Consider the following 11,458-nt stretch of genomic DNA (forward strand, 5'->3'; position numbering starts at 1 on the left):
ATGGCATATAACTTAGATAAGAAGCTCAAAGAATTTGAGTTTGAACGTAAACAGGTATTACATCATCTTGCCTTGCTTGATGCGAACATTGCCACACTAAAACGTGCTATTGAGCTTACTCAACAGGAAAGTGATGTAGTCCTTTATAATACGGACAACTTTGTGTACCGTTCCAAATATAAGCTCTTTAAAGGGAAAATTCGTAAATACATCGTACAAATGATGCGAGAAGCACCAGATAAAACCTTTACAATTGCCGAACTCACGCAACGCATTTTTGAGATTGAACAAAATCCTGATATACCGTCAGAAAAACATCTTGATTCCGTTCGTAAACAACTGAATGAGTTTTATAAAAGAGAATGGATTGATAGAATTCAAATCAGCCGAAATGAGGTTCACTGGCAATGGAAACAAAAATAGCAGATGTACTCATATCTTTATTTAGTAAATATTGTATTTAAATTGATTATCTTTGTTTTCTCTATTATTATTCAATCAATTTTTATAAAGATATGTTTACAATGAGTACACTAAGCAATCAATCTGTTAACTTTATAGCTTGGCAACTAGGCAGTTTCGCCGAAAAATACTTTAAAGAGTGCGATATAATCTCTTACATGGGAAACATTAACGAATCTAGTATAGATTATTGGAAAACAAGAGTTCAGGAAAATGGTAGAACAGCTAGAAGTAATGGAATATCAACTCTAGTAGTATTTTTATCTACAAATGGTGGTAGTGCAAGTGCTGTCGAAAAAATGGTTGAAATTACTAGATATTTCTATAACGAAGTTTATTTCGTTATTTTAGATCAAGCAATGTCTGCTGGAACTATTTGGGCAATGTCTGGTGATAAGATTTACATGAACTATGCTTCATCTCTAGGTCCTATAGATCCACAAGTAGCAACTCCTGAAGGAAGATGGGTTCCAGCTTTGGGTTTTTTAGATAAAATAGATGAATTTGTCCGTAAATCTAAAGAAGGCACTCTAACACAAGCAGAGTTAATGTTGTTAAAAAATCAAAACTTAGGTACTATTAGATCATACGAGCAAGCTGCTGAGCTATCTAAAGCACTATTAAAAACTTGGTTAGTTAAGTATAAATTTAAAGATTGGCTCAAAAAAGAAACATCTGGGAAGGATGTAACGCAAGACGATAAAGAGGTTCGAGCTAGCGAGATAGCAGAAAAACTTGGTGATAACAAGCGATGGCATTCTCATGGTCGTTATATTGGTATAAAAACTCTTACAGAAGAGTTAAATATAAAAATTGATGACTTTAGTGATAACATAGAAATGTGCAATGATTGTGAGCAATTAAGAGATAGTTTAAGAGAATTTATGAGAATGTTTTCCCAAGAAATTCTTATAGTTTTTGGTTACAGAAGACCTAAATCCATTGAGGAAAAGGGGGAAGAATGAGCTATACACAACAAGACTTAGAATATTTACTTTCTAAAACGATTGATTTAGAACAGGATAAAATGAGTAATGAATTAAACTCTAAATTTTCTTTTACTGACTCTAGTTATGATATTGCAACACCACAGGAAGTATTTCTTTTAGGGCTACAACAGGAAAAAGGTTATACTTATCAATCGTTATAAATCTAAATAGCGGTATCTCTACCGCTATTTCTTATTCCTGCACTAAAGGTTTTAATCGCCATTCAGAACGCCTGAAAAATCTTCGCTTTAGTGTCCGTTTATGTAATTCAACTTCTTTCCGTTCAATAATTCCTTTCTTATACAGTTCTTTCAATACGCGAGCAACAGCTAATTCATGTTCTATTTGGGGTAGAGGATAATCTTTGCCAGTGTCTAATTCCAACGCCGCCTCTGTAATAAAGTATAATGTTTTCCAACTATCACTTTGCTTTAATACTCTTGCAACCAACAATTGAAGATTTTGCTTAAACAATCGAGGTTTTATTAGCCTTGAAACATTGAATTGTGTTTTGATTTGCCTTAAATCGAAATTTGGTTCAATGTATATCAAGGTATTCTCAAAACAAAGTATTTTATCCTCTAAATCTGATTTCTGTTGTTTTAATTGATCAAGTTGATGTTCAAGAATTGCTTTTTCTTTATAGTTACTTTCGATTAATTTGGTAAGTTGAGAAATAAGGTGGGATTCTGCCATAATAAAAATCTCCATTGAGTTAAACTTTCAATGGATATTCTAGTATTTTCAAGCGGTTAGGTCTTTGTGCAACTGCTACATAATACCGATGTTTTTGACCGCACTTTTTATTGTGATTTGTTATTAGGCTGCTGCACGATTGCCTAATGTACCATCATCTTCCATTTCTTTAGCCACACCGACGACCTCAGCAATTTTGTCACCTTCTTTGAAGAATACGAAACCACCATGTTCCATTTTGACCCAAGGTTCATCTTTGGTGAGAGGGAACGTCGTAATGATGGTGACTTTGTCGCCATCTTTGGCGTAATCATTAAAATCGATGACACCATCATCATCAATTCGATGTGCTTTACCAAAAGGGGCTTTACGTGTTAAGTAATGCAAATTGGTTGAACAGTGGGCAATCATCCATTCTCCGTTTGAAAGAATGAAGTTAAAGGTGCCTTTTTGTGAGAGCTCTTTGGTAATGTCCTGAATGGCTTCAAAAATTTCCATTTCAGACGGTTTACGACGGAAGCGATTTTTCAAATATTCCGCCATATAACAAAATGCCGTTTCTGAATCAGTTGAGCCAATAGGCTGGCAGAAACTTTCAGACATATCCGGCAAGTCTTTTAAATTACCGTTATGAGCAAATACCCAGTTTTGTCCCCAAATTTCACGAATAAAGGGGTGGGTGTTTTCAATGGTGACACCGCCTTGCGTTGCTTTACGAATGTGAGCAATTACATTGAGCGATTTAATTTTGTATTGTTTTACACAATCCGCAATAGGGGATTGTGATGCCGCGTGATTATCGCGAAAAATACGCACACCACGACCTTCAAAAAAAGCGATACCGAAGCCATCTGAATGGCAGTCGGTAAGACCAGCACGACGACGGAAACCTTCAAAAGAAAAGACAATATCCGTCGGTGTATTACAGTTCATTCCGAGTAATTGGCACATAAATTCCTACAACTTATTTTTATATTTTTATAACCTTATAATGTGTGCTGATGTAACACCATAATACGTTGAAATTCAAGATGGATAACAAAGGATTTTTAGAAGAAAATGTTACATAAAATAACCTGAAAATCTTTCTGATCTGATGGCTAGGGATGAGCACTTTATTAAGTCAATAAAAAAGGCGTGTTTATCACGCCTTTTGCTATATTTTTTTAGATTATGCTTTAATTTCGGAGCGGCTTTTTAAGAAAAAGAGTGCTATTGTTGAGATCAACATCACAAAGCCCACGCCCACATATAAACTCTGTTTGTCCCAGCCCATATCTAATAATTGACCCGCAATCGTTGGAGCAAGAATTGCACCAATACGACCGATACCAATCGACCAGCCTACACCGGTGCTACGAATATCGGCATCATAAGTAAGTGGGTTTAAGGTATAAAGACCGCTGATACAGCCATTCATGAGTGCCCCAACTAAAATACCGAATACCATCGCAATCCATAAAACGGACGAGGATAAGATAAAGGTAATGATTGCTACAGAAGATAAGACAGTGAATAAAATTAACACGCCTCGTGCTGTCCAACGGCTAGCCAGTAAGCCATAGATTAGGGCGCCGCAAGTGCCACCTAATGAGATCATCATCCCTACGCTTACACTTTGCTCTGTCGTCATGCCCGCTTCTTTTAATAAGGCTGGTGTCCATGAGCTAATAAAATAGAAGCTGAACATGATCGCAAAGAAAGCCGTCCAAATTAACAGGGTAGAATGTAAGTATTTTTCGCTGAATAATTGGCTAATAGGTAATTTACTTTTAACTTTTTCTACTTTTGCAGGAAGTTTCCAATCACCGGCTAAACCAATTTTTTTTGCGATTAAATTTAACCGCACTTCTGCATTTTTAGGTTGTTTGGAGGTGAGAAAATCAATGGATTCCGGTAACCAAATAAATAACACCACTAAAAGTAAACCGGTTAAGATAGCGCCTGCTAGGAACACAGAACGCCACCCATACTCACCTTGTAGCATCACGGCAAACATACCACCTAATACCGCACCGATACCAAATCCTGCTGCATAGACGCTGATCGCAAAACTGCGCCATTTACGAGAGGAGTATTCACTGGTGATCACGTTTGTGCCCACTAAAATACCGCCGACACCAAGTCCGGTGATAACGCGCCAGAAACCGAGCCATTGATATTGTGAAATAAACGCTGAACCTAACATCCCAATAGCGGAGAGTGATACCGCCATTAATAACAATGGGCGGCGACCAATTTTATCCGCAAGTGGTGCAAGGAAAAGTGAGCCGGCAGTCATACCAAATAAGCCGGCACTTAATAAATAACCTAACTCAATCCCCGTGAGACCAAATTCGCTACGAATGGCTGTTGCGGTGAAGGCCAGGGCTAATACATCAAAGCCATCAAGTAAATTCATGATGGCAGCCATGACCACAATCATCCATTGATAAGCCCCCATTGGGCTTTGTTCTATTTTGGCTCTAAGAGAAAGGGTTTCAGTCATTTTATTTCCTTAAGTTAAGCAAACTGGCGAGAGCTTGCGAGAGATTGGAGTTTACGCAAAATCATGCTGAGCACCACGCCATAAGCGGGAACAAACAAGACGATGCCGACAAATAATTTAAATAAATAATCGACGAATCCAAGGCTAAACCAATGTTCTGCCATAAATGGATCGCTACTTTGATAGAACGCTACACCAAAAAACATGAAAGTATCGGCAAGAGAGCCAAATGTCATGGAACTACTCGGGGCAATCCACCACGTTTTTAGTTGACGTAAACGGTTGAATACTAACACATCTAATAATTGTCCGAAAACATAAGCACAGAAACTCGCAAATGCAATACGGAAAACAAACATATTGAATTCACTTAATGCACTTAAGCCTTGATATTGCCCATTAGAGAAAACAACCGAAACAATATAACTCACGATAAGCGCTGGAATCATCACGATAAAGATGATCCAACGCGCTTCTTTCGCCCCAAATACACGTACCGTTAAATCGGTGGCTAAGAAAATGAATGGGAAAGTGAGTGTGCCCCATGTGCTGTGGAATGAGAAATCATCAGCAAAACCAAGTGCGGTCAATTTTAAATTGATTTCAAATGGAATTTGAACGAAATAGTTACTGGCTGTGATGATGAAGATGTGAAATAAGCTTAATAAAATTAAAGCAAAACGTTTTTGTTGATCATTGAAGATTGGAGTATTAATTTTCATTTTAAGACCTTTTTAGTTGGTTAATCGGGGGTAGGGAACCCGACATGAGAAATAAATCCGCCAAATTGGCGAGCCGTGAATAATACTAGAATTTATTGGGATTGCAAGAAAGTGCGGTCAAAAATTTAGGTATTTTATTTAAATTCAATAAAAATGATAAGAATTGTTATTTACACCAAAATTATATTGTACTAGAATTCTCGGGCATTATTTATTCCACATATGCCAGGAGAGCATTTCAATGTATAAATCCAATCATTTAAAAACAACATCATTCTTCGCATTTAGTGCGTTAACAATCGCACTTTTTTCAAACTATTCTCATGCAGAAGAGAAACTTGAGGAAATTAAAGTTACTGCGGAAGATCAGGTAAAACAATCGCTTGGTTCTTCTCTTGTGACGGCAAAAGATTTAGAAAAACGCCCTGCGACAAATGATATTTCTGAAGTATTACGTACTATGCCAGGTGTGAATTTGACGGGTAACTCATCCACAGGACAACGCGGAAATAAACGTCAAATTGATATTCGCGGTATGGGACCTGAAAATACATTGATTTTAGTGGACGGTAAACCAGTCACCTCTCGTAATGCAGAACGTTATGGTGTGCGTGGTGAACGTAACTCTCGTGGTGACAGCAACTGGGTGCCGGTTGAAGCGATTGAAAAAATTGAAGTATTACGTGGTCCTTCAGCAGCACGCTATGGTTCAGGTGCAATGGGTGGGGTGGTGAATATCATCACTAAACCTGTTACCAATGATTTACACGGTAGCTTAAGCTATTACACCAATCAACCAGAAGACAGCGATGAAGGTGCAACGAACCGTGTCGGTTTTAATCTAAGTGGTGCGTTAATTAAAGATGTATTGCAATTCCGTTTATATGGTAACTGGAACAAAACACAAGCGGATGAAGTCGGTATTAATGGCGATCCTGCAATTGCCGGTCGTGAAGGTGTACGTAATAAAGATATTAATGGCCGTTTAGTGTGGAATATCAATGAGAAAAATAAATTAACCTTGGATTCCGGTTTTAGCCGTCAAGGTAATATTTATAATGGTGATACACAAAATAGCTCAGCAGGGCTTTACAATAATAAAAACTATCCTGAAACCAAAACGTTGGCAGGAAGTAAAGCTGAAACTGCTCGTTTATATCGTCAGAACTATGCTTTAACCTATGAAGGTAAATTCGATCATTTTGACAATAAAACTTATATTACTTTTGATAAAACTAAAAACAGCCGTTTACCAGAATACTTAGCGGGTGGTCCAGAGGGCAGTTATTCGAGTACATCAGCTTTTAGCGATTCCATTCTTAAAAATACACGCTTTAGTTCTGAATTCTATATCCCATTTACCTTGGGCGTAGATCATATGCTGACAGTTGGTTTTGAAGGTGCACATAGCAGTTTAGATGATGACGCTTCTATGACACAGTTACTTGGTGGACGACGAGATAAAAAAACAGGGAAGGTGCTTTATGATTTGAAAGAACGCCTACCAACCGGCATCTCAAATGTACGAGGAGGTCATAGTAGCCAAACGGAATGGGCAGTATTTATTGAAGATAATATTTCAGCAACCCAATCTACTATCCTAACGCCATCTTTACGTTATGATTACAACAGTTATTCTGGTTCTAATGTAAGCGGTGGATTAAACTTCTTACAAAGCCTCAACGATGATTGGAGAATTAAAGGTGGGATTGCAAGAGCTTATAAAGCACCGAACCTTTATCAAACTAACCCAAATTACTTGCTATTTACCTTAGGTCAAGGTTGTCCAACGAATGTACCAAATAATAAAACTTGTTATTTCCAAGGTAATAGCGACATTAAACCGGAAACCAGCTGGAATAAAGAAATCGGAATTGAATATGATAAAAATGGAGTTCTTGCTTCTGTGGCTTACTTCCGTAATGACTATCGTAACAAAATCGTGTCTGATGGTGAATTTATCGGTTTAACTAACTTAGGTAACTATGTGTATAAATGGGGTAATGCAAACCGCGCAGTGATTGAAGGTTTTGAAGGCAATCTGACATTACCACTAATCCAAGATAAATTAAATTGGGTGAATAACTTCACTTATATGCATAAAACCAAAAATAAAGATACAGGTAACCCGCTTTCTATCGTGCCGAAATATACCTTGAATTCAAGCTTAAGTTATAAAATTACCGATAGTTTGGATGCAATGTTAACTTATACGCAATACGGTAAACAAAAATCCCGTAAAAATCCGGAAAACCGTATGGAAAATGGTAACAATACATACGTTAATCAACTTGCTGGCTCAGAAGATATTGGTGGCTATGCAGTTTGGGGATTAAGTGCAGGTTATAATTGGAAAGACACAATCAGCATTCGTGTCGGCGTAAGTAACTTATTTGATAAACGCATTTATCGTTCATCAAGCAGTACAAATTACAATGCTCATACTTATAACGAACCTGGTCGTGCTTATTACGCAACAGTGAAATATTCATTTTAATTGAGCATTTAGAACTGATAGAAAAAGTGCGGTCGATTTTGACCGCACTTTTTTATTGATTGAATATTGGAAAATAGTGAATTTCAGATAATAAAAAACCCTGCATTGACAGGGTTCTTCACACAGATTCAAATTATTTTGTACCTGGGATTTTGAAACGGCTGTTAAAGCGTTCAACACGACCACCAGTATCAACAACACGTTGTTTACCAGTGTAGAATGGGTGGCAGCTACCGCACACATCAAGGTTGATGTCTTTGCCTAAAGTTGAACGAGTTTTGATCACGTTACCGCAAGAACAAGTTGCAGTGATCTCTTTATATTCTGGATGAATACCTTGTTTCATAGAAAACCTCAAATTGAAGCCACGCCGCTATAAATGCTTTCCACTTACACCGCGTGAGTTAATAATCGCCGACAATCCGGCACCAAATAGACTGCGAATTATACTGAAAAAATCAAATTGATCAAGAGGTGTGCTTTAGTGATAAAATCATCGTAAAATTTTTGCTTATTTTTGACCGCACTTTAGGAAAGTTATGTTAGCCCAATCCTCTGTTGATGCCCCTTTTGCCCATTCTATTTTACAATGGTATGAAAAGTTTGGGCGTAAAAATTTGCCTTGGCAGCAAAATAAAACCCTTTATGGTGTTTGGCTTTCCGAAGTAATGTTACAACAAACCCAAGTTTCTACTGTTATTCCTTATTTTGAACGCTTTATCAAAACCTTTCCTAATGTGACCGCGCTTGCTAATGCGTCGCAAGATGAAGTATTGCATTTATGGACGGGACTAGGTTATTACGCCCGTGCGAGAAATTTGCATAAAGCCGCTCAAACCATCAGAGATGAATATCAAGGCGAATTTCCTACGCAATTTGAGCAAGTTTGGGCATTAACGGGCGTGGGGCGATCGACAGCTGGCGCAATTTTATCTTCGGTGCAAAATCAGCCTTACCCGATTTTAGACGGTAATGTGAAACGTGTGCTTTCTCGTTATTTTGCAGTAGAAGGTTGGCCTGGCGAGAAGAAAGTCGAAAATCAATTATGGCAGTTGAGCGAACAGGTTACACCAACAACGAGAGTCGCAGAATTTAATCAAGCAATGATGGATATCGGTTCGGCGATTTGTACCCGAACAAAACCTAAATGCGATCTTTGCCCTCTAAGTAACGATTGTTTAGCCAATAAACTCGAAAAGTGGATGGCATTTCCAGAAAAGAAACCCAAAAAATCGTTGCCGGAAAAACAAAGCTATTTTTTGATTTTATCTCATCAAGGAAAAGTTTGGCTGGAACAGCGCGAAAGCAAAGGCTTATGGGGTGGATTGTATTGTTTCCCTCAGTTTGATGATAAACAAACATTGCTGAATTTTCTGAAAGAACAAGGGATTACCGAGTATCAAGAATGGGTGACTTTCCGTCATACGTTTAGTCATTTTCATTTAGATATCCATCCTATTTATGTTGAAGTCGATCGAAAATCTAAAGATGGCGATCGTTCAGATTGGAAAAAATTGTCAGAAAAAGGAAAAGAATCTCAATCTGGTCTATTAAGTGCGGTCAAATATTGGTATGATCCAACGTCACCTGAACAGATCGGGTTAGCTCAGCCTGTGAAAAATTTATTAATGCAATTTGTAAGGAATTATTATGGCTAGAACCGTTTTTTGCGAATATTTGAAACAAGATGCAGAAGGGTTGGATTTTCAACTGTATCCCGGTGAATTAGGTAAACGTATTTTTAATTCAATTAGTAAACAAGCATGGGGCGAATGGATCAAAAAGCAAACCATGTTAGTGAACGAGAAAAAACTCAATATGATGAATGCCGAACATCGTAAATTATTAGAAGAAGAAATGGTGAATTTCTTATTTGAAGGCAAAGATGTGCATATTGAAGGTTACGTTCCCCCATCTAAATAACAAAAGATTATGAAAAAGTATTTATTATTGGCGCTACTTCCGCTTTTATATGCGTGTAGCGACTCGCCAACCCATCGACGTGGCATTAATTATGACGAAGTGTTTTCGAAAGACACACAAGGGTTAGATATTTTAACGGGTCAATTCTCCCATAATATCGATCGTATTTGGGGGGTGAATGAGCTTTTAGTGGCGAGCCGTAAAGACTACGTGAAATACACGGACTCTTTCTATACGCGTAGCCACGTAAGCTTTGACGAAGGTACAATTATTGTTGAAACTCAACAAGACCTTAATCGCTTACACAATGCGATTGTTCATACTTTATTGATGGGTTCCGATGCGAAAGGTATCGACTTATTCGCTTCTGGTGATGTACCGATTAGTACGCGTCCTTTCTTATTAGGTCAGGTTGTGGATAATAATGGTCAGCAAATTGCTAACCAAGTGATTGCAAGTAACTTTGCGACTTATTTAATCCAAAATAAATTACAAACTCGCCGTTTACAAAATGGTAACACCGTGCAATTTGTGGTGATCTCAATGATTGCAAACCACGTTGAAGTGCGTGCACAAAAATATATTCCATTAGTCCGTAAAGCCGCAGAGCGCTATGGCATTGATGAGAGCTTGATTTTAGGTATTATGCAAACAGAATCTAGCTTCAACCCGTATGCGATAAGTTATGCGAATGCAATCGGCTTAATGCAAGTGGTACCAAGCACAGCAGGTCGTGATGTATTTGCGATGAAAGGTAAAGGTGGACAACCATCTGCGCGTTACCTTTATGATCCTGCAAATAACATTGATGCGGGGGTTTCTTACTTATGGATTCTGCAAAATCAATATTTAGATGGTATTACAAACCCTACCTCTAAACGTTTTGCAATGATTTCTGCCTACAACAGTGGTGCAGGTGCAGTATTACGTGTATTCGATGAGGATAAAGATGAGGCGATCTATAAGATCAATCAGATGTATCCTGAACAAGTATATCGCATCTTAACTACAGCACATCCATCGTCACAAGCAAGAAACTACTTGTTGAAAGTGGATGCAGCTCAGAAGAAATTCCGTGTAAGACGATAATTTCAGAAATTAAATACCATGCCCGAAAGACTTTTCTCTCGGGCATTATTTTTTCTATAAAGTGCGGTTATTTTTAGTTGAGTTTTTCAAAATACGTTCTTTTTATAGACGTTTTGGTTATTAACCATTCAAATACACTAAATTTTTCACTTTTTTTGAATTTAATTGTTGACCGATACCCGAAAAAATAGTTTAATACGCTCCGTTGTCAGGCAGTAGCCAATAACGATAACGCCTCGATAGCTCAGTCGGTAGAGCAGGGGATTGAAAATCCCCGTGTCGGTGGTTCGATTCCGCCTCGAGGCACCATTTCCTCCTTAGTTCAGTCGGTAGAACGGTGGACTGTTAATCCATATGTCGCAGGTTCGAGTCCCGCAGGAGGAGCCAAATTCTAAGAAGCCGCTAAAGTAATTTAGCGGCTTTTTGCTTTTTAGAATTCAGCATTATTCTGTTGTTTTCCTCTCTTTAAAATTTGCTCAAATTTCTCACCGCAGTTTTTTGATCTAGATAAATATTTATGTAAAAAAGTTACATAAAATTGTTAGCGAGATCACACTTTATTATTTTGCACTTTGCAATCAATCCCTAATCT

General features: G+C 37.8%; 12 protein-coding genes and 2 tRNA genes. 9 read left to right on the plus strand and 5 right to left on the minus strand.

The features are described from left to right. The 3 genes from HMPREF3020_RS03835 to HMPREF3020_RS03845 all read left to right on the plus strand — a co-directional run bounded on the left by HMPREF3020_RS03835 (nucleotide 1) and on the right by HMPREF3020_RS03845 (nucleotide 1,612). Complete coding sequence (locus HMPREF3020_RS03835) at nucleotides 1–423, plus strand: hypothetical protein (protein ID WP_070775617.1); 423 nt, start codon at nucleotides 1–3, stop codon at nucleotides 421–423. Nucleotides 424–524: 101 nt separating this feature from the next. Continuing rightward, a complete protein-coding gene (locus HMPREF3020_RS03840) occupies nucleotides 525–1,427 on the plus strand; it encodes a S49 family peptidase domain-containing protein (protein ID WP_070775618.1) in 903 nt (300 codons plus the stop codon). Then, nucleotides 1,424–1,612, plus strand: coding sequence for a hypothetical protein (locus HMPREF3020_RS03845; protein ID WP_049366893.1), 189 nt, complete (start codon nucleotides 1,424–1,426; stop codon nucleotides 1,610–1,612). Before HMPREF3020_RS03840 ends, HMPREF3020_RS03845 begins: the two co-directional genes overlap by 4 nt. 31 nt (nucleotides 1,613–1,643) lie before the next feature. Here HMPREF3020_RS03845 and HMPREF3020_RS03850 read toward each other — a convergent pair whose 3' ends face one another. The 4 genes from HMPREF3020_RS03850 to HMPREF3020_RS03865 form a co-directional block, all read right to left on the minus strand. Next, on the minus strand, nucleotides 1,644–2,147 hold the full coding sequence (locus HMPREF3020_RS03850; RefSeq protein WP_070775619.1) for a hypothetical protein: 504 nt from the start codon (nucleotides 2,145–2,147) through the stop codon (nucleotides 1,644–1,646). 123 nt (nucleotides 2,148–2,270) lie between these two features. Continuing rightward, entirely contained in the window at nucleotides 2,271–3,098 is an 828-nt protein-coding gene (locus HMPREF3020_RS03855; RefSeq protein ID WP_070591740.1) for a class II glutamine amidotransferase, read from the minus strand. 220 nt (nucleotides 3,099–3,318) lie between these two features. After that, nucleotides 3,319–4,635: an MFS transporter gene (locus HMPREF3020_RS03860; protein ID WP_070775620.1), complete on the minus strand. Its 1,317-nt coding sequence runs from the start codon at nucleotides 4,633–4,635 to the stop codon at nucleotides 3,319–3,321. 14 nt (nucleotides 4,636–4,649) lie between these two features. Continuing rightward, nucleotides 4,650–5,357, minus strand: a complete 708-nt coding sequence (locus tag HMPREF3020_RS03865; protein WP_049365229.1) for a 7-cyano-7-deazaguanine/7-aminomethyl-7-deazaguanine transporter — start codon at nucleotides 5,355–5,357, stop codon at nucleotides 4,650–4,652. A gap of 241 nt (nucleotides 5,358–5,598) precedes the next feature. Here HMPREF3020_RS03865 and HMPREF3020_RS03870 point away from each other — a divergent pair, with 241 nt between their 5' ends. Next, on the plus strand, nucleotides 5,599–7,854 hold the full coding sequence (locus tag HMPREF3020_RS03870; RefSeq protein ID WP_070775621.1) for a FepA family TonB-dependent siderophore receptor: 2,256 nt from the start codon (nucleotides 5,599–5,601) through the stop codon (nucleotides 7,852–7,854). Nucleotides 7,855–7,987: 133 nt separating this feature from the next. On the opposite strand, the gene rpmE is transcribed toward HMPREF3020_RS03870, so the two are convergent. Further along, nucleotides 7,988–8,200: a 50S ribosomal protein L31 gene (gene rpmE / locus HMPREF3020_RS03875; RefSeq protein WP_005696847.1), complete on the minus strand. Its 213-nt coding sequence runs from the start codon at nucleotides 8,198–8,200 to the stop codon at nucleotides 7,988–7,990. A 193-nt stretch (nucleotides 8,201–8,393) separates the two neighbouring features. Here rpmE and mutY point away from each other — a divergent pair, with 193 nt between their 5' ends. From mutY to HMPREF3020_RS03900, 5 genes are all read left to right on the plus strand, one after another. Beyond that, nucleotides 8,394–9,512, plus strand: coding sequence for an A/G-specific adenine glycosylase (gene mutY / locus HMPREF3020_RS03880; protein ID WP_070775622.1), 1,119 nt, complete (start codon nucleotides 8,394–8,396; stop codon nucleotides 9,510–9,512). After that, the gene (locus tag HMPREF3020_RS03885; protein WP_049365232.1) at nucleotides 9,505–9,777 is read left to right on the plus strand and encodes an oxidative damage protection protein; all 273 of its coding nucleotides are present in this window, start codon (nucleotides 9,505–9,507) and stop codon (nucleotides 9,775–9,777) included. The genes mutY and HMPREF3020_RS03885 overlap by 8 nt, the downstream gene beginning before the upstream one ends. 9 nt (nucleotides 9,778–9,786) lie before the next feature. After that, nucleotides 9,787–10,866, plus strand: a complete 1,080-nt coding sequence (mltC, locus tag HMPREF3020_RS03890) for a membrane-bound lytic murein transglycosylase MltC (RefSeq protein ID WP_005696844.1) — start codon at nucleotides 9,787–9,789, stop codon at nucleotides 10,864–10,866. Nucleotides 10,867–11,099: 233 nt separating this feature from the next. After that, nucleotides 11,100–11,175: transfer RNA gene (locus HMPREF3020_RS03895), tRNA-Phe, on the plus strand. 2 nt (nucleotides 11,176–11,177) lie between these two features. Next, a tRNA-Asn gene (locus tag HMPREF3020_RS03900) sits at nucleotides 11,178–11,253 on the plus strand. The last annotated feature ends 205 nt before the right edge of the window (nucleotides 11,254–11,458 follow it).

The sequence above is a fragment of the Haemophilus sp. HMSC068C11 genome, assembly GCF_001815355.1.
In the GTDB taxonomy this organism is placed as follows: domain Bacteria; phylum Pseudomonadota; class Gammaproteobacteria; order Enterobacterales; family Pasteurellaceae; genus Haemophilus_D.